Source organism: Nostoc sp. LPT (assembly GCF_017115165.1).
GTDB lineage: Bacteria > Cyanobacteriota > Cyanobacteriia > Cyanobacteriales > Nostocaceae > Nostoc.
In genome coordinates, this window is sequence record NZ_JABXKF010000023.1 from 22102 (window position 1) to 46670 (window position 24569).

22 protein-coding genes and 1 pseudogene are annotated in these 24569 nt (G+C 40.3%); 9 read left to right on the plus strand and 14 right to left on the minus strand.

Annotated elements, in window-relative coordinates; translation table 11 throughout:
- Positions 1-525: 525 nt before the first annotated feature.
- A complete protein-coding gene (locus tag HWQ58_RS04565) occupies positions 526-1680 on the plus strand; it encodes an alanine--glyoxylate aminotransferase family protein (RefSeq protein ID WP_292858347.1) in 1155 nt (384 codons plus the stop codon).
- A gap of 344 nt (positions 1681-2024) precedes the next feature.
- On the opposite strand, the gene HWQ58_RS04570 is transcribed toward HWQ58_RS04565, so the two are convergent.
- The 6 genes from HWQ58_RS04570 to HWQ58_RS04595 form a co-directional block, all read right to left on the minus strand.
- Positions 2025-2252, minus strand: coding sequence for a DUF2949 domain-containing protein (locus tag HWQ58_RS04570; RefSeq protein ID WP_292858349.1), 228 nt, complete (start codon positions 2250-2252; stop codon positions 2025-2027).
- A 510-nt stretch (positions 2253-2762) separates the two neighbouring features.
- The gene (locus HWQ58_RS04575; RefSeq protein ID WP_292858352.1) at positions 2763-3263 is read right to left on the minus strand and encodes a DUF192 domain-containing protein; all 501 of its coding nucleotides are present in this window, start codon (positions 3261-3263) and stop codon (positions 2763-2765) included.
- A 151-nt stretch (positions 3264-3414) separates the two neighbouring features.
- Positions 3415-4101 carry a response regulator transcription factor NblR gene (gene nblR / locus HWQ58_RS04580; RefSeq protein WP_292858355.1) on the minus strand — a complete coding sequence of 229 codons (687 nt, stop codon included), beginning with the start codon at positions 4099-4101 and terminating at the stop codon, positions 3415-3417.
- 418 nt (positions 4102-4519) lie between these two features.
- The gene (locus tag HWQ58_RS04585; RefSeq protein ID WP_292858358.1) at positions 4520-5437 is read right to left on the minus strand and encodes an NAD(+) kinase; all 918 of its coding nucleotides are present in this window, start codon (positions 5435-5437) and stop codon (positions 4520-4522) included.
- Positions 5438-5568: 131 nt separating this feature from the next.
- A complete protein-coding gene (locus HWQ58_RS04590; RefSeq protein WP_292858361.1) occupies positions 5569-6567 on the minus strand; it encodes an SDR family oxidoreductase in 999 nt (332 codons plus the stop codon).
- A 232-nt stretch (positions 6568-6799) separates the two neighbouring features.
- Entirely contained in the window at positions 6800-6904 is a 105-nt protein-coding gene (locus tag HWQ58_RS04595) for a PetM family cytochrome b6-f complex subunit 7 (RefSeq protein ID WP_094344256.1), read from the minus strand.
- Positions 6905-7110: 206 nt separating this feature from the next.
- On the opposite strand from HWQ58_RS04595, the gene pdxA reads away from it, so the two are divergent.
- From pdxA to HWQ58_RS04610, 3 genes are all read left to right on the plus strand, one after another.
- A complete protein-coding gene (gene pdxA / locus HWQ58_RS04600; protein WP_292858364.1) occupies positions 7111-8202 on the plus strand; it encodes a 4-hydroxythreonine-4-phosphate dehydrogenase PdxA in 1092 nt (363 codons plus the stop codon).
- Between the two features lie 39 nt (positions 8203-8241).
- Positions 8242-8382: a hypothetical protein gene (locus HWQ58_RS04605; protein WP_292858366.1), complete on the plus strand. Its 141-nt coding sequence runs from the start codon at positions 8242-8244 to the stop codon at positions 8380-8382.
- A gap of 98 nt (positions 8383-8480) precedes the next feature.
- Complete coding sequence (locus HWQ58_RS04610) at positions 8481-8714, plus strand: hypothetical protein (RefSeq protein ID WP_292858369.1); 234 nt, start codon at positions 8481-8483, stop codon at positions 8712-8714.
- A gap of 356 nt (positions 8715-9070) precedes the next feature.
- Here HWQ58_RS04610 and HWQ58_RS04615 read toward each other — a convergent pair whose 3' ends face one another.
- On the minus strand, positions 9071-9790 hold the full coding sequence (locus HWQ58_RS04615) for a response regulator transcription factor (protein ID WP_292858372.1): 720 nt from the start codon (positions 9788-9790) through the stop codon (positions 9071-9073).
- 662 nt (positions 9791-10452) lie between these two features.
- On the opposite strand from HWQ58_RS04615, the gene HWQ58_RS04620 reads away from it, so the two are divergent.
- Both HWQ58_RS04620 and HWQ58_RS04625 read left to right on the plus strand, forming a co-directional pair.
- A complete protein-coding gene (locus HWQ58_RS04620; protein ID WP_292858375.1) occupies positions 10453-10668 on the plus strand; it encodes a hypothetical protein in 216 nt (71 codons plus the stop codon).
- A 254-nt stretch (positions 10669-10922) separates the two neighbouring features.
- Positions 10923-11369 (plus strand): annotated as a pseudogene (locus HWQ58_RS04625) (rhodanese-like domain-containing protein); the annotation flags it as partial.
- 635 nt (positions 11370-12004) lie between these two features.
- On the opposite strand, the gene HWQ58_RS04630 reads toward HWQ58_RS04625, so the two are convergent.
- From HWQ58_RS04630 to alaS, 7 genes are all read right to left on the minus strand, one after another.
- Positions 12005-12634: a ribonuclease D gene (locus tag HWQ58_RS04630; protein ID WP_292858378.1), complete on the minus strand. Its 630-nt coding sequence runs from the start codon at positions 12632-12634 to the stop codon at positions 12005-12007.
- Positions 12635-12723: 89 nt separating this feature from the next.
- Positions 12724-13272: a CAP domain-containing protein gene (locus HWQ58_RS04635; RefSeq protein WP_292858381.1), complete on the minus strand. Its 549-nt coding sequence runs from the start codon at positions 13270-13272 to the stop codon at positions 12724-12726.
- A gap of 413 nt (positions 13273-13685) precedes the next feature.
- Positions 13686-14213 carry a CAP domain-containing protein gene (locus tag HWQ58_RS04640; protein ID WP_292858384.1) on the minus strand — a complete coding sequence of 176 codons (528 nt, stop codon included), beginning with the start codon at positions 14211-14213 and terminating at the stop codon, positions 13686-13688.
- A 429-nt stretch (positions 14214-14642) separates the two neighbouring features.
- Positions 14643-14831, minus strand: a complete 189-nt coding sequence (locus tag HWQ58_RS04645; RefSeq protein ID WP_292858387.1) for a hypothetical protein — start codon at positions 14829-14831, stop codon at positions 14643-14645.
- A 244-nt stretch (positions 14832-15075) separates the two neighbouring features.
- The gene (locus tag HWQ58_RS04650; RefSeq protein ID WP_292858390.1) at positions 15076-15213 is read right to left on the minus strand and encodes a hypothetical protein; all 138 of its coding nucleotides are present in this window, start codon (positions 15211-15213) and stop codon (positions 15076-15078) included.
- Positions 15214-15786: 573 nt separating this feature from the next.
- Positions 15787-17022: a tryptophan synthase subunit beta gene (gene trpB / locus HWQ58_RS04655; protein ID WP_292858393.1), complete on the minus strand. Its 1236-nt coding sequence runs from the start codon at positions 17020-17022 to the stop codon at positions 15787-15789.
- 286 nt (positions 17023-17308) lie between these two features.
- Positions 17309-19951: an alanine--tRNA ligase gene (gene alaS / locus HWQ58_RS04660; protein WP_292858396.1), complete on the minus strand. Its 2643-nt coding sequence runs from the start codon at positions 19949-19951 to the stop codon at positions 17309-17311.
- Between the two features lie 258 nt (positions 19952-20209).
- Between alaS and HWQ58_RS04665 the strand changes: the two genes are divergently transcribed.
- The 3 genes from HWQ58_RS04665 (at position 20210) to HWQ58_RS04675 (ending at position 24448) form a co-directional block, all read left to right on the plus strand.
- A complete protein-coding gene (locus tag HWQ58_RS04665) occupies positions 20210-20449 on the plus strand; it encodes a heavy-metal-associated domain-containing protein (RefSeq protein WP_292858399.1) in 240 nt (79 codons plus the stop codon).
- Positions 20450-21338: 889 nt separating this feature from the next.
- Positions 21339-22364, plus strand: coding sequence for a diguanylate cyclase (locus HWQ58_RS04670; RefSeq protein WP_292858402.1), 1026 nt, complete (start codon positions 21339-21341; stop codon positions 22362-22364).
- 500 nt (positions 22365-22864) lie between these two features.
- Positions 22865-24448, plus strand: coding sequence for a DUF262 domain-containing protein (locus tag HWQ58_RS04675; protein ID WP_292858404.1), 1584 nt, complete (start codon positions 22865-22867; stop codon positions 24446-24448).
- Positions 24449-24569: the final 121 nt, after the last annotated feature.

Consider the following 24569-nt stretch of genomic DNA (forward strand, 5'->3'; position numbering starts at 1 on the left):
TAGATTGAAAAGTTTGAGTTGGGTATCTTCTATCTCTTAGCAAACGGTGACATCCAAGTCTTCCGTATAGTGTAGGGGGTTACTTCTTTCGTGGAAGCAAAACACAACTTTCTCACCACAATTACCCCGATGTTCAAAACGATTTCGCGTTTTTCTATAAAAACAACTGAGGTGGATTATGGGTAGATTTTAAGAATTTATTGTACCTATGCCTCATTTAGATAGATGTTTCATCCTTGGCTAAAATAGCCGTTCGCCTACGAGCAGACACCTTAACCTGGCGTCTAAGTGTGTGGTAAGATTGCCTGGAACAAAGGTTTTATCTGAGTTGGAGTCTGGTATAAATTGCAAAGGTCAAGCTGACCGATCGTTAACTCCCACGATACTTTTCCTATGAATTTGGAAAATATACAACAATGCTGGTGACGATCTGAGTGGAATTTGTAGATGAATATCTAGGATTTGCTATCAGACTTAACTAACTTCCCACAATTTTGACTTTTATTTGACTTTTAGGATAGACACATGAACGATAAGCTGATGCTGATGATTCCAGGCCCTACACCGGTGCCAGAAGCTGCCTTACTGGCATTAGCCAAGCATCCGATTGGGCACCGTACTAGTGAATTTAGCAACATATTGGCAGAGGTGACAGAAAACCTCAAATGGCTGCACCAAACTCAAAGTGATGTGCTGATGCTGAATGTCAGTGGTACGGGTGCTGTAGAAGCGGGAATAATTAATTTTCTCTCTCCAGGCGATCGCATTTTAGTTGGTTCTAATGGTAAATTTGGCGAACGCTGGGTAGAAATCGGTCAAGCCTACGGTTTGAATGTAGAAGAAGTTAAGGTGGAATGGGGAAAACCCTTAGACCCCGCAGTATTTGCCGAAAAACTCCAAGCTGATACTCAAAAGCAAATCAAAGCCGTAATCATTACCCACAGTGAAACCTCGACAGGTGTGTTGAATGACTTAGAAAGCATCAATCGCCATGTTAAAGAACACGGTGAAGCTTTAATTCTCGTTGATGCCGTCACTAGCTTGGGTGCATTCAATTTACCCGTGGATGCTTGGGGTTTGGATATCGTCGCCTCCGGTTCCCAAAAAGGTTATATGATTCCGCCGGGATTGGGTTTTGTCTCTGTCAGTCCCAAAGCTTGGGAAGCTTACAAAACTGCGAAGCTACCGAAATATTATTTGGATTTAGGCAAATATCGCAAAGCCACAGCCAAAAATACAACTCCATTTACTCCGCCTGTGAACTTGATCGTAGCGTTACACACCACGTTACGAATCATGAAAGAAGAAGGCTTGGAATCAATATTTGCTCGACATGAACGGCTCAAAAATGCTACCCGCGCCGCCATTAAAGGGTTAAATTTACCCCTGCTTGCAGCAGATAATTCCGCTAGTCCGGCGATTACAGCTGTAGCACCACAAGGAATTGAACCGGATAAAATTCGGTCATTGATGAAAAAACGCTTTGATATTGCCCTCGCTGGTGGTCAAGATCATTTGAGCAATAAAATTTTCCGTATTGGTCATTTGGGTTTTGTGAGCGATCGCGATATCCTTAGCTGTATAGCATCCTTAGAAGTTACCCTCACAGAACTTGGCTACGAAGACTTCACCCCTGGTTCTGGTATAGCAGCAGCAGTTAAAGTGTTTAGTCAGTCCTGAGTAATAAATCAAAAGAGCGAGTTGATAATTTAACTCGCTCTTTTAATTTGTATATAGAGTAGAAACCGTCAGAGTCAAGAGAGCTCTACATCAATGTTTGCATCAGGTAGAGTTGATGTGTACATACCTCAATTCTCTAAATGACACCAAGTTGCCCTAGATAGTATTATTTGCTTTGAAGAAAGTCGTACTGTATCTTTGACACTAAACAAGACTAACTTTGGCAACTTAGTATCATACCAAATTGCCATCAATAGTATTTATTGTTTGAGATTCTGCTAATAGGCATTTGGTAGAAACTTTTAATCCAAAGTCTAAAATCTACAATCCAAAATTGGTATAATCTACGCCGTCTCCAGCCAATCATAAATTTGTTCTAATTGCTCTAGAGTAATTAACCCATATTGCCAAAGAATCATTGCCAAAGGGCCTGGGTCTTGCTCCCGATGCCGAAGCGCCACCGCTAGTGATGCTGTGGAAATTGCCAAATCTTCTTGCAAAAAATTAATCATTCGAGAATATTTTGATGGTGACATTTGTATCTCACCTCCTTGTGCAGAATGTATTGTCATATATCAGTTCACCATTACTCGGTAGACACTAGCCAGTATTTCATCTGTCACTGTGCCGTTATCGGCTATACACCCCAGCACAGTTTTTGTTAATCTGCCTTTAAGACAGGCTTCCCATAGAGGGTCTGAGAAATAAAAATTCTCATACAGATCATCTGCTAGATTATTAAGCAGTATTTTTACCTAATTAAATTCGCTTCATCTTATTTACCTTTGTGTTTTATTTAATTACACAGGTAGTAATAAAGATTCCATAGCCTATACTCTCTTATTGGCGACTATTTACACTTGCGCCCAAGGGAATATTTTTGAGACCAAAGCTGAAGACTGCGATTTCAGGTTTGAGACAGTAGAATTTTACATTATTACCACAGTTTTTAAATAGTAGCGTTACAAGTGCTTTTTGACCACATAAAGTGACATTTTTTACAGAAAAAACATATATTTCGACCGTATAGGCTCTAAACCGAGTAATTACCCAAATTTTTATCCCCACAAAGCACCGGAGTTTCAAAACTCAATTTTGAGAATATCGCCCACTTTCAACTTCAATTCGGCAGCTCTTCCAGAACGAAGTTCAATCACCTTATCAATTGGTGTATTGGGGCCATAGGTAGGACAAGGCTCACTTGCACAAGGAGGTGCAGCAATCTGAATATATTTAACTACACCTTTATGTAGAAATACCATATCCAGGGGTACAGGTACATTCTTCATCCAGAAACTGACTGGTTGTGCTGAAGGGAACCCAAACAGCATCCCTCGGTCATCTGGCAAAGCTGGTCGATACATCAACCCCATCGCTTGCTGTTGTGGCGTCTGCGCTACCTCTAATTGAATCGTTGTACCATTAGGCACAATGGCTTTAGCAGAAATTGGTAGTTTTTGACCTAAACTCTCTGGTGCTTCAGAACTAGAGGTGAGGCTAGGAGATTTAGCTGTTGTTGGTACAGAACAACCCATCAGAAAAACACTCAGCACTATCGAGAGCAAACTTAGCTGACGAGTCATATAGCTTTTCGATTTTGTAATTTAGACTTCAATTTTACAGTGTTGTAGGCAGAAAAACCTTTGGGTGGGAGACAACAGCACCCAAAGAAAGCATTCCCAATCTGAAACTGGGAATGAGGCAAGGAGATAGACAAACTCCCGCTACAGTATACTAGGATTCTCTTAAAACGTACCCTACGCCTCGCACTGTTTGAATGAGGCGCTTTTGACCTTCATCTTCGATTTTTAACCGCAAGTAACGGATGTACACTTCAATTACATTCGACTCACCCAGAAAGTCATAACCCCAAACATTTTCTAGAATTTGTTCGCGGGTTAACACTTCACGGGGATGTTCCATTAAGAATTTTAATAATTCAAATTCCTTCATTGTCAAGTCAATTGGTCGCCCGTTGTGTATGGCGCGGCGAGTTGCTATGTCTAAAATTAGATCCCCAAAGCGTAATTGCTCCGTGGTATCCACATCGGGTTTTAAGTAGAGGCGAATCAACTTCAAAAAGTCTTCTGAGCGGTAAGGTTTGAGGATGTAATCATCCGCTCCAGCTTCTAGACAAGCTACACGATCGTCAACTGTATCCCTTGCCATTAAAATCAATACAGGCGATCGCATACCAGTGCTTCTGAGATTTTTGCACAATGAGAGTCCTGATTCTCCTGCCAACATCCGGTCTAAAACAATTAAAGCAGGCTGGCGATCGCGACAGTGTTGTAAACCACTTGTCGTATCATGAGCCAAAATTGATTCATAGCCGGCTTCTTGCAAATCACAAGAAAGCTGATTTGCAAGGCTCTCATCGGTTTCAATCACCAAAACACAGGGACTTTGAGCAACTGTCATAACAATTTTAGATATTGGATTTGGGATTGTAAAGATATTCCAAAGAAAATCTTTACATCAGTTATAAAGTGCAATTACGAGTTTTTAGTGATGTAGCAATCCTGATTTGACGCGCTGCTAAGGATGTTTTAGCACGTTCAGGTGTCAGCTATCGAATTCTTGGATGCAATCTTAATAACTAACTCCAAATTCCATCTCCATACCAGTAATTCTGGAAGGAAATCAGCAAATGGGGGCATGGGGGAGGCAGTGCGGTCTTCTCCCAAAGGGAGAGGCTAGCGCCAAGGGGTTTCCCCAAGTGGAGCAACTGCCGTCATAGGGAATAGGTTGATGAGGGCGATAAGGGAAAAGAATTAATAACCAATGCCCAATCCCCATTACCCCTTATCCCCAGAGGGGGCCCCACCTTCCCCAATCCTTACGGCAATTCTACCGAAGTTGGTTTAGCGATATGTGGCAAACCCCAACCTAATTTTTCTCGCAAAATTCGGAAAAACTCAGGCGGTTGTAGGCGAATAAATCTGGCACTATATTGCGATCGCTCCATATATACTCGATCTTCTGGTAATATATAGCACCCTCCATTCCCATCTACTACCATTACCAGCCGAGGGATATTGACTGGGTAAATATTGACCGATTCAGTATCTGGAAATACCAATGCTCTAGAAGCTAGGGAATGGGGACAAATTGGTACTAGCTGTAAAACAGGTACGCCAGGAGTCACCACTGGCCCACCAGCACTCAATGAGTAAGCTGTAGAACCAGTAGGCGTAGAAACAATCACACCATCTGCGGCAATATCTACTGGTGCATGACGCCCTATGGCAATTTCAAAATGGCACATAGAGGTCAAAGGTTCCCGGTGTAGCACCATTTCATTCAAGCATAGGGCTTCCCATAGCACTGAATCATCCCGAAACACTTTGACAGTGAGCATAGCTCGTTCTTCAATTTCATACTCACCTGCCATCGCCTGTTCTAGCGCTTGGGGCAATTGATTCAGAAAAGTTTCTGTCAAAAATCCCATGTGGCCGGTATTCACTGTTAATAGTGGAATACCACAAGGGGCTACTTGACGAGACGCTGCTAGAACAGTCCCGTCTCCCCCTAATACCACTGCAAACTCCATATCTGAGTCAAAACCAGGGGGTGTCAGACCGTCAATGGGAGTATGGCACACAGGACTCTCCGGGTTAGGGTAGCCTAGTATACCACCAATACTCGATGTGATACATACATTCCAACCGGCTGCGGTTAGCTTGTCTTTCAACTCGATAGCGACACGGCCCGCTATCGGTTTAACGTCATTGTAGATAATGCCTGCTTTCGGCACACTCAAATATCCAAGTTTAGGCGATGCTCTGTATTATGTAATCGTTACACATTTTTGGTCATGTAGTCATTAATCTAGAGTCTAAATATCCAGAGTCTAGAGTTTTACGACTAATGTCTGTTTTGTAATGACTATTGACTATTGGCTTTTGAAGACTCTTTAAAAGGAGTTTTTTTCGGTTTCTGCTTTTTATTTTTATTTTTCTGGTAGTCTACTTCTTTTAGCTTCTTCATTATTCGGCTGAAGTACTCTTGTAGATAGCTTTCTAGAGTTGTGGTTTGTTGCTGATCTAAATCAAACACTGTATATACTTCATCCATTGAAGCATTTAACTGTTTACCACTAGCCAATACTTCTGTAAACGCTAGCCTGTCTGCTACGTTCCATCCCCACTGAAAGAAACGCATTATGCCGCGAACAGCACGCAGTAAGTTTATTGGCATCCGCGTTACTCTGGCATCTTTTCCAGATAAGCGTTCGCACAGGTTGATAATTTCTTCTGCACTCCATGCACGAGTACCGACTACAGGAAAAGCTTGGTTTTCCGTTTCTGGTACACTCAATGCTCGGATTGCAAACTTAGCAATGTCCTGAGTGTCCATATAGGCGATGGGAGAAGAATTACCTGTTACCCAAACTGGCTGTCCTTCCAAAATGGGAATCCCATACTGACTGATTAACCCTTGCATAAATCCAGCTAGTCGCAAGATGGTATAATTCAAGCCTGACTCAGCCAAGAATAGTTCTGTACACCGCTTAATTTCCATTAGCGGCACTTCTGGATATTTATCGGCATCTAAAATAGAAAAGAAGATAAAACGCTCTACACTCGCTGCTTTTGCAGCTTGAATCAATGCTACTTTGCCTTCCCAGTCCACTTGTTTGATACTCAGTGAATCTGTAGGGCGAGATGTTGAAGCATCAATAACTTGGGTTACACCTTCCAATGCTTCGGCTAAGGTATCGGGGTAACGCAAATTTCCGGGTACGAGTTCTGCACCCCATTCTTTAAGAAAAGCTGCTTTTTTACTGCTGCGGACAAGACAGCGTACTTTATATCCCTCATCGATCGCACGACGAGCCACTTGTCTTCCTAAGGTGCCAGTGGCACCAACGATTAATAATGTCATGAGGGTTGTAATAAATTTTAATGTTTTATGAAAATAATGTTATCAGAATAACCTATGCAAACAAAAGTTTACATCTTTTCTCAGAAAATCAATTTATTTGGATAGACTTATGGGAAAAAAGCTGTCCGATTAACGGACAAGCTTTTTTTCTCATTTCGATGAAAAAGTTAGTAGGGAATGGGGAGTGGGGAGAATAATAACTCTTAATTCTTAACTCAGCACTCAGTACTAATTATTCTTCTGTGCCCTGAATTTTCAGTAACAACGCGCCTAAGCCCCAGCCCACGAAGATTAAACCGAAAGATAATAGAGCTGCATTCAAAATTTCGCCGCCCATTGGTGTGATTCTCCTTATGCAAAGTGGTGTGTAAACTAGGTCTACCAGAAGCTTTTCAATAATTGCTGTAGGATTAGACCTGTGTAAATAATTTTAAACTAGTTTAGCAGGTAATCCCTACTGGTTCGGGGGGCAATCCCTACTCTTTCCAGAAGGAAGATGGGGAAATTGGGAAATTTTGATGATAATAATTATGAAGAGATTTTATGTATCCAAATAATCAAGCTAGTTTAATAAATTTTGTTAAAGAGAATCGTCCGCGTTTGGCGCTGACGCTGGGAGATCCAGCGGGGATTGGGCCGGAGGTGATTTTGAAAGCTTTAACTGATCCAGAAATTTGTCAAAAATATGACGTTACAGTAGTGGGTAACGGAGATTTGCTCACACAGATTTATCACAAACTGAATTTAACTGAGAATTTAGTAGCTTTGGCAAATCCAGATGAGTTGTCAGTCAGCGATGTGCAGTTGGATGGAAAAATTAAAGATCGAATTATTTCAGGAATAGGTAATGCAGCCAGTGGTGCGGCTAGTTTTGCATATATGGAATATGCGATCGCCGAAACACTGGCTGGTAAATTTGATGGTATTGTCACAGGGCCGATCGCTAAATCTGCTTGGAAAGCCGCAGGATATAATTATCCAGGGCAAACGGAACTTTTGGCACAAAAATCAGGTGTTGACCGTTTTGGGATGTTATTCGTAGCGCGATCACCTCATACTGATTGGACACTCCGCGCTTTACTTGCAACCACACATATTCCCCTACGTCAAGTAGCTGATGTGTTGACACCGCAGTTGTTGACACAAAAACTGGATTTGCTGGTGGAGTGCTTGGAGAAAGATTTTGGTATATATAGAGGGAGAATTGCGATCGCCGGGTTAAATCCCCATAGTGGCGAACAAGGACAACTTGGACATGAAGAACAAGATTGGTTAATTCCCTGGTTAGAGCAAGAGCGACAAAAGCGACCACAATTGCAGTTAGATGGGCCAATACCGCCAGATACAATGTGGGTTAAACCTGGTCAAGCTTGGTATGGAAATTCTTTAGTAGAAAATCCTGCTGATGGCTACTTGGCACTTTACCACGACCAAGGCTTAATTCCTGTGAAGCTGATGGCGTTTGATCGAGCAGTTAATACTTCTATAGGTCTTCCTTTTGTTCGGACTTCACCCGATCACGGAACAGCGTTTGATATTGCGGGTAAAGGAATTGCTGATGCTACGAGTATGAAAGCAGCTATACATTTAGCGGCTGAGTTGGTTAGTCAAAGATTGGCGGTGGATTGTAGTTAAAAGTTCTTTGTTGCAATATTTACTAGGAGTAATGCTTACTTGAATTTTGAAATTATCGGAGACATCACCAATATTGAAATAATTGCTGTTGGTAACTCCATTCGTGAACTAGAACGCTTGCGTAAAACTTATGGTTCAGGACGGTGGCGGAAACTTAAAGGCTTTGCAACCATTAGCTGAGACGACGGAAGCATTTATGAAACTGAGTTACACTGGTATGAAGCCCACGGAATTGGTAAGAAAGAAATTAAAATAAAACGCTTTCTATAGGAGTCGTTATGCAGTCAGCGAACACAGAAACTCAATATGTTGTTTGCATTAGCAACAAAGATTATCCTGCTTCTTTAGAAATTCGGAAAATTTACCAGACTGTTTTTGATTCTGATGCTGTTAAGCACCGAATGATTAGAGTTATTGATGAATCAGGTGAAGACTATTTATATCCTAGCAATTATTTCGTATTGATTGAATTACGAAAAGCGGTTGCAGAAGCTTTTTCTCTAGCTACTTAAAATTTAATTATTTGTTCCAATGACTCTAAAATCTATTTCAAAAAATAGCTGCTACTTATCACCAAATCAGTTTGTATCAACGTCCCAAATTAACGCAACTTATACGGTCAAGCCTCAGTAAAAGTATCTAGGTAAGTCATATCGTGTCCGGTTAAAGACTTATCATTTAGACCGCAGTTCTTACTGGGGGCAGGGAGCAGGGAGAAAGAGGCTTTTGCGCTTTTTGCACAGAAGCGGGAATTATAACTAATTAGGCGGACATGATATCAGATGCCATGAGAATTTATAATTATTACCCCATGCATAAATGCACTCTTTTGTCTCCATTAATAAACAATGGTGTAAATACTCATTAATTACGAATTAGTATTCTCGTCGGGCGCTTCAAACTTGTAACCATAGCCTCGCACAGTTTTAATAAACTCCGGTATGCTGGGATCGACTTCCATCTTTTTGCGAAGCTGACCAATATGCACATCAACCACCCGGCCATCTCCTACGTAGTCGCAACCCCAGATTTGTTGGATTAGTTGTGGACGACTCCAAGCCTGATTAGGATGACTTGCCAAAAAATGTAAGATATTAAATTCCAACGCTGTTAAGGCAAGGATTTTATCGTTAAGTGTTACCTCCCGACCCTCTGGATTAATTACTAGTTGCTTGAAAACGATACGTTGTGTTGGGGAGGGATTGATGTAGCGTATCCGCCTCAAAAGAGCTTCTACTCTAACTTCAACTTCTGCAAGACTAAATGGTTTAGTCATGAAATCATCAGCACCTGCGCTTAAGATTTTAATTTTATCAGCCTCGTCAGTCCTACTAGTCAGTATCAGCACTAAGACGTTAGTACGACTCTGCATTTCTTGGCAAAGATTATAACCAGTAACATCCGGCAAATTCCAATCTAGAATTACTAAAGCTGGGTTGAATTGCTCAAACAACGATAAGGCAGTCCTACCATCTGCTGCCGACTCTATTTGATATTTCCGGCTTAAAAAACGATATACAAGATTTCGGACGCCGAAGTCGTCATCAACGATCAGAATTTTGGGAGTAGTAGCAGTAACCATAACCATAATGCTGTCTATTGTAGATTGGGCGATTTACTGTTGCGCCAGTTTTACTTTACGTGTTTCTATTGAGAGTTTATTTACGCGCTTCTCTGCTGAGTACCATCGCTACTGTAGTACTTGTGTACATTTAATTTCCATGAAGCTTATGACAACCTCAGCCATTGTCATGCCGATAAAATTTATAATTATTGCATGATTATTGCATAATTTTAAATTTGCATTGTATAATGTTAGATTTTTTTTTTGCATTTTGGATAAGTGTAATTAAAACCCATCTCTGTAACCGCCAATAGTCAAAAGACACATCCAGAAGCAACGGCAATTGCTACAACTTTAAAAGAGTAACGCACTCCTTGATTAATTAGGTCTCTATAAAGGCTTACAAACTAACTTATCAGCCAATCTAGGTTCTCAAGTCCTACTTACTCGACTGTACTATAACCAATACATATGTTTTCTTGAAGAAGGTCTACGAAAATCTACGCTGGTGCATTTACATGTAGCTGCCCTCTTAAGCATATACTATACTACAAGTTTCAGTTTAGAGACTATGACAAGCCCATGACTGAAAGCATCCCCAGAAGGCATATAGGGCAGCAAAACCAGCTTTAACAGACAAAATCAACAGCAAAAAGAATTGCTCTATAGCAATCCTAAATGAGATTATGAAAATTTTTGTTATGATCGTGCTTGGTCATAAATCATTCGTCATTTGTAATTACAAAGGACAAATGACTTATGACAGCCAACTCCAAAAATATTTCACAAATGATTTAGGACTGCTATATGAGCGATCGCTGATATTAAAAAGGTATCAATTACTATATTCATCGCTAAATATTTTTCATTTTCAACTAATGTTTTTCTCGATTTATGAGTGATTTAATAAAATGAAAAATATCTAAATTACTAAAATATCAAAAATATAAACTTTAAATTATTTAATTAAATTTATCGGAAAAATTACTACGTATACTCTTAAATGGCATTATTTGCAATTTATGAATTGGTAGAAATCCTGGAAATAATTCACTCTATCTGAAGAGAGAGTTTGAGAATATTCATACTAGAGAAAGATCAATTAAATATCTTCAGTTCGCTAAATTGCTATTAATATCGTCAGTAAGGAAAAATTATGGTTAATAATTTAGTCGGCGGCATCATTCCTCCACAGGAACCAATAGAAGCACAAACTGATGCTCATGTCCTGAAGACTCGTTTGGAATGGGGCGAACCAGCTTTTACAATCCTAGATGTGCGCGATCGCACGACCTACAATGAAGGTCACATTATGGGAGCAATGCCAATGCCAGCAGATGAATTGGTAGAGCGTGCAGCAGCTTCTTTGGATAAGAGCCGTGATATTTACGTCTACGGAGCCAATGAACAAGACTCTGCCCAAGCCGCACAACAACTGCGTTCTAATGGATTTGAGCATGTCTCCCAACTTAAAGGTGGTCTTGCCGCATGGAAGGAGATCGGTGGCCCAACAGAAGGGATTGTTGAATCAACAACTCCCCCAGGTGCAGATGAGTATAATGTTGTAGATCGGCTAAAAACTCACCAAGAGCTTCAGCAAAAGGGTGGTACTAGCGCGACGGAAGCTGTTAAACAGGGAGTCAGTAACCTTAAGGAAGGCATTAAAGAGGGAGCCAGTAACCTTAAAGAAAACATTCAAGAGGGAGCCAGTAACCTCAAAGAAAACGTTCAAGAGGGAGCTAGTAACCTCAAAGAAAATGTTCAAGAGGGAGCCAGTAACCTTAAAGAAAACGTTCAAGAGGGAGCTAGTAACCTCAAAGAAAACGTTCAAGAGGGAGCCAGTAATGTCAAAGAAAACGTTCAAGAGGGAGCCAGTAATGTCAAAGAAGGCATTAGTGAATCTAAAACTCCTAGAGACACTGAATAATTCCAATATTGGATCTTAGGCAAAAAATAACTTAGAAAGTTAGCGAATAGACCTCTTGTATAAATTAAGCATAAGAACCCCACTTTGCCTTTGACTAACGTCAAAGTTTCTCCTCTTTGATAGCGAAGAGAGGTTAGGGGTGGGGTGTTAGAAAATTTTTCAAGAGGTCTAATCTCGATTTTCATGAGCAGAAAAGTCACAATTCACAAATGGAGCCGGAGACTCCGAAGCTCCGACCAGAAGACAGAATATTCTGTCTAGTGATATTTGTCCTCCAGATCAATAACTTTTGTAATAGGTTTAGGGTTTGATCAGTGTTCAAACAAATCCTTAAATTGCAACAAATCTAAAGAAACTATCGTTGGAAGAAATTTAAAACATTCTTGAGCAATTTGCCAACGTTCTTCTCGTTTGAGCATTTCTATTAGCTTCTGCTGCACACTAAGCAAGTAGCGCACATCATTAGCAGCATAACTTAGTTGAGCTTCAGATAAACTAACGGCGTTGCCCCAATCAGAACTTTGAGAGCTTTTATCTAGTTCCACTTGTTCTAACTCTTGTACCACATCTTTGAGTCCGTGGCGATTTGTGTAAGTACGGGCTAATTTACTGGCAATTTTGGTGCAAAAAATCGGCTCTGCCTGAATCCCCAGATTGGCTCGCAAAGTGGCCAAGTCAAATCTAGCAAAGTGAAACACTTTCACAACATTGACTGCTTCCAAGAGTTTTTTTAAATTGGGAGCGTCAGCTTGTCCTTTGGCTATGCGGATTGCAGTCACTTTCCCTTCAAGATTGCACAGCTGGACGAGACATAAGCGATCGCGCAACGGTAGCAATCCCATCGTTTCTGTATCAACTGCGATCGCTGTAGATTCTAAATACTGGCTGAGGGCTGCGTCACTGAGGTCGCGATCGCTCACCTGAAAATCTGGTAATGTCATCAATTGTTCAAAAATAATAGCAGTGTCCAGCAGAAAAAAGTCTTGTCAGACACTAGATTATTATTGTGCAAAAAAATCAGAAATTAAATCTACCTAGTGCGAAAAAACATCTGTGTCAGGTAGACTTCGCCTTGATTATTAGTAGCAACACCAATTCCAGTCAGGTTGTAATTTCCTTTAAGATTCTTTAGGTGTCCGGGACTTTTGATCCAACCAGTAACAGCTTCCTCTACGGGGTTGCTATATCCCCGATTGAAAGCAACATTTTCTGCTGCACTGTTATAGCGAATCGGGATAGCTTTGACTCGCCCTTCAAATCCCTGATGGCTAAATGGGGTTTTACCTTTAGCCATATTTAGACTATGAATTCTTGCCTGTCGAGTTAAATTTGCATTTAAGGTCAACTTTGGCAGCCCTTTAGAAGCCCGATATCGATTAATTTGGTCAAATACTGATTTTTCTAGCTCAGTAGTTTTAAAAGTAGGAGTCGATATTGCAACCTGACTAGAAAAAAGCGACAACAGCTTATTACGGGTGGATGTATTCGTAGAAGTATGATTTGGTATCGGAGCAGTCGTTAATCCACTAGCAAGGACAAGCGCACTTAAAGCGATGCCAAAAGCAGTTTGTCGGAACATGGAGAATTGCGTAATGTGTAGAGATATAAGACTTCTACTCTACCCTATTGTTCCAAGGATATATACCACAATACTGTTAAGTAATGATGAATTTAGGCAATTTGGCTACATCCTTTACAAGTAACACAAACAATCATTTCCAATTGTCAGTATTTCAATAGGTCAGCTTCATGAAAATCACGGTTAATTTTGCTGATAATTTCAAATTTTCAGGAAATATCTCGCAAAAGCTTTGCTAACAGGTTGAAGTCTGGGGAATTTGAGAAAAACCTAAATTTTACCAAATCTAACGCTGTGTGCAATTTTTACTTAAACCTCATTTCTCAGCCCCTTGCTTTCAAAGCCTTTCTCTTTACCGGAGAGAGGAATGGAAGTGAGGTCAGAATATTAAATAGCACATTGCGTCAAACATATCAGCGAATGAATATTTGTGTGAAGTAGATTGCGCCTTGACTATTTTTGGCAATACCAATCCCCGTCAGATTATAATTACCTCTGATATTGGCAAGATGCCCTGGACTTTTGAGCCAGCCTTGAACAGCTTTTGTGGCAGGATCTTTGTATCCCTGGTTGTAAGCGACATTTTCAGCACCTGCTCTGTAAGAAATACGGGTTGCTCTAAGACGTTCTGAAAATCCATTATGTCCAAAGGGAACAGTACCATTAGCCATGTTCTGACTGTGAATCCTCACTTGATTATCGATAGCAACATTACGAGTCAGCGCTGGTAGCCCTTGGGAAATTCTGTAATTATTAATTTGGTTAAAAACCGACTGTTCTAGAGCAGCAGTGTCGATGGTAGATGCTGCAATTTTAACAGTACTATTTGACACATCTGAAACCATCGGCGTAAAAGCTGAATTAGTCACAGGAGTAGCGATCGCTCCACTACTGAGAATAATAGTGCCTAAAGCAACGCTGTAAATTATTGGTTTAATCATTTGCTAGAAGTAAAGTTTTAGACAATGTAACTAACTAATATCAATGTGACAAATTGCTTATAGGTCTATATAGCTCTATTTGTAGGCTTTTTTATTCAAAAACTACTAGCAAACGTTTAAATTTATGATTTTACAGAAAAATAGTGCTATTTAATCAATAATCGTCTTCTAGCATTAGTATGATTATTTGTATCTACATTCCGTACTTAGCTGTCATATAGTAGTGTAATTACTAAATTTTTGGGATTTCTTTAGTTTCAGATTATGCTTGTTTATCTTCAATATTCAGTTATTTTACTGTTATTAAGTATATTAAATGACTTTATTTACATATAAAAATCAGTAAAAAACGATTGTGGCAGTTGAAGATACGGAATGTAGAATATAAATAGGCTAGATTGATTCAGCAAAATATCTGCGTGATTTCAACTAGCTTTGGTTGAGGGTTTCTAACTCTTCCTGTACCACGCGCAACACCCGTGCAATATATTCTGCACGCCACTGTTCCCGTTCCTTGGTTACTTTGGCATCTGGCTCGTAAGCTTCAATCTCACTAGCTGATAAAATACCTTTCACCTCTAGCAACCGTTCAATGGTGTCTAGCCGCTCATGCAGCACGGACACCTCACCAGTCAACAAGAGGAAAAGGGGCAGTTCTTGCTGGGAGCAGAGGGGAAGACCAGGACGGAGCTTGGATGCCCCGTATAAGCGTCCTTTATGACGGGGCTTGTACCCATGTTCCCCCCTTCATTCCACGCAGTTCTTGAAAGGGCTTGCTCCCCCCGCTAAGAGCTCCTTTTCTCCCTGTCTCTTCTGGTCAAAGCCATAACGAACGCTAACAATTTATCAGTTTGCGGATTTTCTAAGTAACTAGCGGCACCAAATCTAAATCGCGTACAGCACTCCAGAAAGGTTCGTTGTTGTTAACAGTTTCCCAATCAGAAATAAACTGTGTATAAACATCCATGTTACTAGGAAGGATATTCTTGAAAATGTGCATTTTCATACTTTGCACAAAGCTTTGGCGTGCCAACTCGTTGTGAGTGGGTTGCGGTAAGCTGATGCGTGTCTAGGTTGTACATTTTTGCATTCAGACCGTCCTTACGTCAATTGGCCAACCCCCTTCTCTGCCAGACGCTACGCGAACGGGGGAATTCACGCATTCACGCATTCAAAGTTCACGCATTACAATCCCCACGGATAAATCCGGGGGCTTGAAATAATGATGCTGCGCTTTTTTTTATACCTCCATTCATAAATCTTCGCGCTTGACCGTTGCTCCAATCCAAACTACGATCCCAAATTCATGCAATTCAAAAATGTTGGAATTAAAAATTATTTAATTATTTTTGAATTTTGAATTTTGAATTTTGAATTGAAGCGAAGCGACGGTCATCTGTCCTTTGAAATACAAATGACTGATGACCAATGACCAATGACCAATGACAACTCTCTCCTGAAGGAGACGCTGCGCGAACACGATTAAATATACAAATTAAATGCGTAACAGCTTAACATTGGGTATTGGAATTGTCGATCCATTATTGTTTTCTCCCAAATATTTTATGTAGATTTACGCTGGGTATAATAATTTGGCTACCGTTTGTACATCTTTGTCACCACGTCCAGAGCAGTTAATTACAATCCGAGGACTGCCGGTTAGTTGAGGACAGAGGGTTTCGAGATAAGCGATCGCATGGGCTGTTTCCAATGCTGGGATAATCCCCTCTAATTTCGATAATCGCTGAAATGCCGCCAAAGCCTCTGCATCTGTCACACTATAGTATTCAGCACGACCAGTATCCTTTAAATAGCTATGTTCTGGCCCCACGCCGGGATAATCTAATCCCGCACTAATTGAGTGTGCCTCAATGATTTGCCCATCTTCATCTTGCAGTAGGTAGCTCATGGCTCCGTGCAATACACCAATTCGTCCTTTTGTCAATGTAGCTGCGTGTTTTTCGGTATTGACACCTTCCCCAGCTGCCTCAATCCCAATGAAGCGTATAAAAGGCTCATTTATAAACTCATAGAATAGTCCCATTGCATTGGAACCACCACCTACACAAGCCAAGAGAATATCAGGTAATCCACCCCACTTTTCCATTGCTTGGGCGCGGGTTTCTTCGCCGATTACTGCATGGAAATCACGTACCATCATAGGGTAAGGATGAGGCCCTGCTACCGAACCCAGGATGTAGTGAGTAGTTTCCACATTTGTCACCCAATCTCTGATTGCTTCGGAAGTAGCATCCTTTAAAGTTCCGGTTCCCGCGTCCACAGGCCGCACTTCTGCTCCCATCAGCCGCATTCTAAAAACATTTAAAGCTTGGCGTTCCATGTCCTGAACACCCATGTAAATTATGCATTCCAGCCCAAAACGAGCGCAAACTGTGGCTGTAGCAACTCCATGTTGTCCAGCACCCGTTTCAGCAATAATCCGCTGCTTACCCATGCGTTTCGCCAACAATACCTGACCAAGGGCATTATTGATTTTGTGAGCACCAGTGTGATTTAAATCTTCACGTTTCAAGTAAATTTGTGGCCCGGTGCGATCGGGTCGGGCATAATGAGCAGTCAGGCGTTCAGCAAAATACAATGGTGTCGCACGTCCTACATAGTCTCGTAACAACTGCTGTAGTTCTGCTTGAAAACCAGGGTCATTGCGGTATTGCTGATAAGCTGTTTCTAATTCAGCCAAGGCAGGCATGAGCGTTTCAGGTACATACTTACCGCCAAAGCGTCCGAAGCGGCCTAGCGTATCTGGAACCTGAGCAGTTGAACTTGGAGGTAGGGGAGTGGTAGTCACAGGCTGTTTTTAATGACGGGGAATGACTTAATTATTATAGAAAAGTCTGACGCATATCTGGGGAATGGGGAGGAAGCAAGGAGGCAGGGGGCAGGGGGCAGGGGGCAGAGGGGAATAATAAATAACAATATATTTATATTTGCCTTGAAAATAGAACAGGACTTATGCAAACTAATAGTTGAAACCTTGATGTTCAGTAGGGCAATTCATGAATTGCCCCTGAGCGCGTGTGCGTAAGTTCTATAGAAAATGGAGCTTGGGGGTTAGGTTTCGCGTTAGCAGCTTATTAACCCAACGCGGACTTTAAATCACTTTCCGCTTGTCCCAACGCATCTGGTAATTTAGTTGCATCGCGTCCGCCGGCTTGAGCTAAGTTCGGTCTTCCACCGCCGCCGCCGCCGCAAATTTTAGCGATCGCACCCACAAATTTACCAGCTTGCAAACCTTTTTTGTTCACTTCTGAACTAAAAGCTGCAACTATACTCACTTTTCCCTCTTCGGGAACAGAACCTAGTACCACTGCACCGTTACCAATTTTTTGCAACAAACGTTCGGCTGCGGTTTTCAATGATTCTGGATCGACATCTTCTAATTGGGCGACAATAATTTTATGATCGCCTACGGTTTGGGCTGTTTGTAGCAAGCTGTCTGATTTAGCGATCGCTAGCTGTACCTTTAAGGTTTCTAATTCCTTCTGGCTATTTCTCAGTTCGCTTTGCAGACTTGTGATTCTGTCTGGTAATTCTTCGGGTTTAACTTTAAAGCGATCGCTCAAATCTTTAACTACTTTATCCCGCAGGTTGAGATAATCTAGGATTGCTGGCCCCGAAACAGCTTCAATCCGACGCACCCCAGAAGCTACACCAGCTTCTGAGATAATCTTGAACACGCCAATTTCAGCAGTATTACTGACATGAGTTCCACCGCATAGTTCCATTGATACGCTAGGAAAGTCAATTACCCGCACTTCCTCACCATATTTTTCCCCGAACATGGCAACAGCACCCCTAGCTTTCGCCTCTGCTAATGGTAATACTTCCACTTTTGCAGCATGAGCCTCAGCAATCCAAGTGTTCACCTGTTCTTCAACTTGTTGAACTTCTTCTGCTGTCAAAGCGCGGGGACAGTTGAAGTCGAAGCGCAACCTATCAAAGGAAACCAGAGAACCTGCTTGAGATATGCCCTCATCAACAATTTTTTTCAATGCAGCTTGCAATAGGTGCGTTGCGGTATGGTTAGCTTGAGCGCGACGGCGACAAGCCGGATCGATTTGAGCGCTGACGCGATCGCCTACGCGCAGTGTACCGCGTTCGATGTGTCCGAAGTGAACAAAGAAATCAGATTCTTTCTTCACGTCTTCCACCCGAATTACGATACCATCACCAGAGATATAACCGCGATCGCCGATTTGCCCCCCGGATTCCGCATAAAATGGCGTTTTGTCAAGAACAATTTGCACTTCTGTTCCTGCTTCTGCTTCCTCTTGAGAAACACCATCTACCAATATTGCTTCGACTTTTGCCGTCGTTGCAGGTTGGGTATAGCCTAAAAATTCGGTGACTTGGATGTGTTCTGCTAATTTGTCGAGGGAACCTTGCACAGTTAAATCGATGGTTTCATGTGCTGCTTTAGCACGTTCCACCTGCTTTTGCATTTCCGCATTGAATCCCGCTTCATCGACTGTGAGATTATTTTCTTCGGCGACTTCTTGAGTAAGTTCAAGGGGAAATCCGTAGGTGTCATAGAGGGTAAATGCACTTTCACCGCTAATTTGAGTTTTCCCTTGCTGTTTCACCTCTTGGATGATTTCTTCTAGTAGTTTTTCGCCTCTATCCAGAGTTCTAAGGAAATTGGATTCTTCCCGTTGCAACTCAGCTTTAATTGCTGCTTCTCGTTGGCGCACATTGGGGTAAGCTGATTCGGAAAGAGCGATCGCAGTTTCGGCAACTTGGGTAGTAAATTCACCAGAAATCCCAATTAATCGCCCATGACGCACCACACGGCGAATTAAGCGCCGCAGCACATAACCGCGTCCAACGTTGGAAGCGCGAATTTCATCAGCAATCATGTGGATGACAGCGCGAATATGATCGCCGATGACTTTTAGGGAAGTTTTGGTTTTTTCATCACTGCTGTGGTAATCAACACCAGCAATTTGCCCTGCTGTTTGAATAATTGGGAAAATCAGGTCAGTTTCGTAGTTATTGGGCACTTTTTGGAGAATTTGCGCCATTCTCTCCAAACCCATGCCGGTGTCGATGTTTTTGTTTTGCAGTGGCGTTAAATTCCCGGAAGCATCTCGGTTATATTGCATGAAGACGAGGTTGTAAAACTCGATGAACCGGGAATCGTCTTCTAAATCTATATTTTCGTCACCGCGTTCTGGGTGGAAGTCGTAATAAATTTCCGAACAAGGGCCACAAGGCCCAGTCGGGCCAGATACCCAAAAGTTATCATCTTCGCCCAAGCGTTTAATTCTCGCTATCGGCACACCGATTTGATCGCGCCAAATCCCAAAGGCTTCATCATCATCTTCAAAAACGCTAACGACGAGATTTTCAGGGGAAAAGCCAAAGACTTGTGTGGATATTTCCCAACCCCAAGCGATCGCTTGTTCTTTAAAATAATCACCAAAGCTGAAATTGCCCAGCATCTCAAAAAACGTGTGATGCCGTTTGGTGCGTCCAACATTTTCGATATCGTTGGTGCGGATACACTTTTGCGAAGTCGTAGCCCGCTTAAATTCTGGTGTGCGTTGCCCTAAGAATATCGGCTTAAATGGTAGCATCCCCGCGATCGTCAGCAGTACAGTTGGGTCTTCTGGCACGAGGGAGGCACTTGGGAGAATTTGGTGTTCCCGTTGAGCAAAGAAGTCGAGAAATATGTTGCGAATTTCGTTACCGCTTAGGTACTGGGGATTTGAAGACATAGGTGTTTTTAACTTTAGACTTTAGACTTTCGACTTGGGCGTAGCGGCACTAGATAGGTGTATTTTCATAAATAGCTTTATATATTCTTGCATTTTGTTTCATATTACTGCCAGCGAATTCTGCCAGTCGGTGAGCAAAATGTAGTGATTAGGACGCTTTTACACCATAACCTGACTCTGGTAGGATAGGTGATCGCATTTCGCTGCTTAAAATTAATCATTAAGAAATAGTTTAAAATTCCCATACTGAGGTAACAAATGGCACTAAAACTGAAAGTATCAAATATTGCTTGTGAGGAATATGCAGAAATAATTACTGAGTCTATCCACGTTATGGAACCTGAGGTCAAAGTGGATGTTGATATTAACGCTAAAACGGTCACCGTGGAGTCCGAAGCTTCTGAGGAGTCAATCAAACAGGTAATTGTTGCTGCCGGTTACGCTGTAGAAGGTTATCGATCAGATTCCAGCTTTTTACAGAAGAAGTTTAGACTTTAATATCTCAGGCGACGCTAACAAAATTTTTTTATATTTTCCGCCTGTAGAGGGGCGGAATAGAAATAATTTCCCCAAATTAGGGGCAGGTTTTGACATAATTTTTTTATTTAGCTTTGTTTTCCCAATTTATGATGTTACAGCAAATCAAAAAGATGTAAATTAAGTAAATAGACAAATCCAGATAAAGTGTAGGCAGAAATATTTTATTTCTCCTGCTAATGCATTGTTTTTTTTGGTTAAATTTCACTTAAATTATAAATTTTTACCCGACAATTTATGTCTTGATTTAGAGGGTAGGTAAGCCCCAAAAAGCTACTGTACATAGCAGTAGTTAGTTTTGCTGTATCTGTATCTTTTATATATAATTTAAATACTTTTTTAATATTTGATTGAAGCCTAAATTATAAATAAAAAGCTAAAAATTTTTAGGGGACATGATATTTTTAATTACATAATAAAATTTTGGATTTGATAATTCAATGAAAAACTTTATGGTTTCTTCAATTTTCTATTTGAGAATAAATTTAGCTGACAATACAATGGTTATTACAAACTATTTGTTTCGGTAATTCCATCAGGTAAATAGTACTTAAGAAACCACAGGAATAGTTTTTATATATTGAAATAATATTCAGTATTTTTACTGTTTTAAAAACAACCTGTAAAGAAGACATTAGTTGTTAGAAATGAATACTTCCAAAACTGCATTAGTAAATATAAAGTCTTAAAATAAAATTAAATTTGGAAGTTCACTATCTAATCAATGCTCAAAAAACAAGATGTCAAAAAATATAATTTAGCCGAGAAGATCATATTTAGTATTAGACGACAAGAGCAGTAGTTACCAAGTGAATTTATTTAAAATTTAAATAGGATAAAAAATAAAGCAATGAATATTTCTATTCTGATCTTTGGAAAAAATAATTTTATCGCCACACTTCCAGATCAGATCCGTTATGCGACTGCTTTTAGTGTAGAAGTTATAGACAATTTGGATCGAGCAGTGTCGCGGATTAAAACAACACCCCCCGATATAATCCTGGTGCAAGCTAGCCTGGATAGTAGTATGGAACTCTGCAGTTGGTTGAAAGATCAGACAAAACTATCGTGGATATATTGTATTCTCTTCGAGGATCGTTCCCAACAGCTGACTGATAGAAATAAGGGTTGGCAAAGGGAATTGGAAATGAGTGCTGCGGCCCTAAAGCAAGGAGCCGATGCATATATTTGGCATCTTATTGAAGAAAAAACAGATTATAGCTTGGCAGAGTTGACTGCCAATCATGGACTAATACTTGCTCAATTGACAGTTGGTTTGCGGAAAGCACAAAAATACCGAGATTTGATTCGGACAAATGATATGTTATCTGCGATCGCTTTAGCCGATTCGTTGACAGAATTAAATAATCGTCGTGCTTTAGAATGGGATTTACCCAGGCAAATTCAAAGAGCTAGGACTCAAAAAACTTCCTTGAGTTTGATTATTCTGGATGTAGATCATTTTAAGAAAGTTAACGATACTCATGGGCATTTAGTAGGCGATCGCATTTTACAAGTATTATGTCAGCGTTTGCGCCACAATCTGCGCTGTCAAGATACAGCATTCCGCTATGGTGGCGAGGAATTTGTAATTCTTTTAGCTAACACTACTGATGATGAAGCACTATTAGTAGCCCGTCGTCTCAATCGCGTAGTCAGCGACGAACCATTTGCACTCAACAATAAACTGACAATTAATATCACCATTAGCTTGGGTACAGCCTCTCTGCAAGCTGAGGATGATGAGAAAGGAGAAAGTCTGCTGTATCGTGCCGATCAATGTCTGTTACAGGCTAAAACTTCTGGGCGTAATCGGGTGATTAACTCGAACTACTTATCTCATCATGGCTCACATCTGAAAGCTGTTTCTTCGTAAAAGTGGAAGGTGGGCATATCTCGTTACCATGCATCTGATTAGAGGCTCCACTCCAGTCAGACATTGAGTCAGCAGCCCAGATGAATGCGTTCCTATACGGAGCATGGATTCTTTAGAACCCTTAAACGAGTGACAAACTGGATTTGAAACTATCGTTCCATCTCCCGCGCGCTCCGCGCTGGAATTGAATAACTTTTCTGTGGAACGTGAGGTTGACAAAGCTAATGAGATTCACTTTTAGAACTTATCCAAAAGTAAGTATTTTCGTCCTTGCATCCCTGAGAGAAGCAAAGTAATCTTGTCAAGACTAGGGTTTCTTCACTAGTGGGACTTAGATAAAAAATACCTTAAAAAGAGCCTCAAATCTATATACAGTCTAAAGCCTGTTCTATTTGCTATGATTACTCTACTGACTTTTCTAAGGAATAGATGATACAGTTTATATGTTACATATAACTATCAGTTTATATGTTACATATAACTATTAAGCGTTATTTAATATGGAGTATCAATCTTATTCTATTAGACAACTTTTGGATTCTGTAAGTAGCGGTAGTATTAGAATTCCAGCCTTCCAGCGTGGTTTTGTATGGGATATGGATAGGGTGGCATACTTAATGGATAGTATTTACAAAAAATACCCATTTGGTTCTTTACTCTTCTGGAAAACAAAATCTAAACTTGCAACTGAAAGAAAACTTGGGGCTTTTGCTCTTCCAAGCCCAAAGGAAGATTACCCTATAGATTATGTTTTAGATGGTCAGCAAAGACTTACATCTATTTTCTCTGTATTTCAAACAGAATTGCAACCAACACAAGAATATGACTGGACTGGGATATATTTTGACTTAGAAGCGGAGGAAGATGTCCAAGAAAGTCAATTTTATGCATTACGTCGTGAAGAAGTGATTTCAGGAAAACACTTTTCTTTGAATGTGTTATTCGATTCTGTAAAATACAGAGAGGCTACAGAAAAATGTACTAGAGAACAAATTATACGCATAGATACACTACAAGAAAAGTTTAAAGAAGTATCTATTCCTGCACAAATTTTGAAAACAGAAGATAGAGCTATTGTTGCTATTGTTTTTGAGCGGGTTAATCGACTTGGAATGAAGCTTGATACACTGCAATTACTTTCAGCATGGACATGGAATGAGGATTTTGATTTACTAGAAAATTTCAAAAATTTGAAAGAAGAACTAGAAGAATTTGGATTCTCTGAAGTAGGTGAAGATTGTGACTTAATACTAAGATGTACAGCAGCTATTCTCAAAAAAGAAACCACTCCAGAAAGTTTATTAGAATTGAGCGGGCAACAAATAAGAGGAGCTTTTCCAAAAGTTAGGAATGGGATTTTTGGAGCAATTGATTTTATGAGAAAACAATTGAAAGTGACTGCTCTAAAAAACCTTCCATATCCTGGGCTTATAATTCCTTTATCTGTTTTTTTTGCCGAACCTGATGGTAAAGAAGTTTCGTATAATACCAGAGTATATAATCAATTAAAAAAATGGTTTTGGAGGTCTTGTTTCACAAATAGATATAGTATTCAAACTAAAAAAGTTATCAAAAGTGATATTGAACAAATAATTAAATTAAAAAATGGTGAAAATAATATTTTTGGAGAAATTGACTGTAAGATAGACCGAGATTTTTTTATAAATAACCGATTTCGTTTTGACAACGTTAACACTAAAACCTTTATTTTAATACTCGCTAATAATCATCCAAAAAGTTTTTTGTCAGGCTCCGATATTGACCTTGACAAAGTTTTGCAAAAGTATAATAGAACAGAATTTCATCATATTTACCCAAAAGCATTTTTAAAAAGTTTACGATTTGATGATAGCTCTATTAATTGTCTGGCTAACTTTTGTTTTTTGAATAGTTCTGAAAATAAAAAAATAGCAGCTAAAAAACCATCAGAATATGTCAAAATGATGCCAAAAGGAGATATTTTAAAAGACATTTTATCCAGAGCTTTATGTACATCAGATACCTTTGATGATAACTTCAACGCTTTTCTAGAAAAAAGAATAGAATTACTTGTCCATTTTACTAAAAAGTTAATCCAAACTTAATACATTGGAGTCAGAAAAACCGTAGAAGCAATTCCTAAATTGCTTCTACAATTATCCCCTATGTCACTCGAATGAAAACCGCTATGAGTTCATTGAAATCCAGTATCATCCATTAAGGTTA

Coding starts and splice junctions, on each gene's coding strand:
- HWQ58_RS04565 (WP_292858347.1), top strand. CDS start 526: ATGAACGATAAGCTGATGCTGATGATTCCAGGCCCTACACCGGTGCCA.
- HWQ58_RS04570 (WP_292858349.1), bottom strand. CDS start 2,252: ATGACAATACATTCTGCACAAGGAGGTGAGATACAAATGTCACCATCA.
- HWQ58_RS04575 (WP_292858352.1), bottom strand. CDS start 3,263: ATGACTCGTCAGCTAAGTTTGCTCTCGATAGTGCTGAGTGTTTTTCTG.
- nblR (WP_292858355.1), bottom strand. CDS start 4,101: ATGACAGTTGCTCAAAGTCCCTGTGTTTTGGTGATTGAAACCGATGAG.
- HWQ58_RS04590 (WP_292858361.1), bottom strand. CDS start 6,567: ATGACATTATTAATCGTTGGTGCCACTGGCACCTTAGGAAGACAAGTG.
- HWQ58_RS04595 (WP_094344256.1), bottom strand. CDS start 6,904: ATGGGCGGCGAAATTTTGAATGCAGCTCTATTATCTTTCGGTTTAATC.
- pdxA (WP_292858364.1), top strand. CDS start 7,111: ATGTATCCAAATAATCAAGCTAGTTTAATAAATTTTGTTAAAGAGAAT.
- HWQ58_RS04610 (WP_292858369.1), top strand. CDS start 8,481: ATGCAGTCAGCGAACACAGAAACTCAATATGTTGTTTGCATTAGCAAC.
- HWQ58_RS04615 (WP_292858372.1), bottom strand. CDS start 9,790: ATGGTTATGGTTACTGCTACTACTCCCAAAATTCTGATCGTTGATGAC.
- HWQ58_RS04620 (WP_292858375.1), top strand. CDS start 10,453: ATGAAAATTTTTGTTATGATCGTGCTTGGTCATAAATCATTCGTCATT.
- HWQ58_RS04630 (WP_292858378.1), bottom strand. CDS start 12,634: ATGACATTACCAGATTTTCAGGTGAGCGATCGCGACCTCAGTGACGCA.
- HWQ58_RS04635 (WP_292858381.1), bottom strand. CDS start 13,272: ATGTTCCGACAAACTGCTTTTGGCATCGCTTTAAGTGCGCTTGTCCTT.
- HWQ58_RS04640 (WP_292858384.1), bottom strand. CDS start 14,213: ATGATTAAACCAATAATTTACAGCGTTGCTTTAGGCACTATTATTCTC.
- HWQ58_RS04650 (WP_292858390.1), bottom strand. CDS start 15,213: ATGCACATTTTCAAGAATATCCTTCCTAGTAACATGGATGTTTATACA.
- alaS (WP_292858396.1), bottom strand. CDS start 19,951: ATGTCTTCAAATCCCCAGTACCTAAGCGGTAACGAAATTCGCAACATA.
- HWQ58_RS04665 (WP_292858399.1), top strand. CDS start 20,210: ATGGCACTAAAACTGAAAGTATCAAATATTGCTTGTGAGGAATATGCA.
- HWQ58_RS04670 (WP_292858402.1), top strand. CDS start 21,339: ATGAATATTTCTATTCTGATCTTTGGAAAAAATAATTTTATCGCCACA.
- HWQ58_RS04675 (WP_292858404.1), top strand. CDS start 22,865: ATGGAGTATCAATCTTATTCTATTAGACAACTTTTGGATTCTGTAAGT.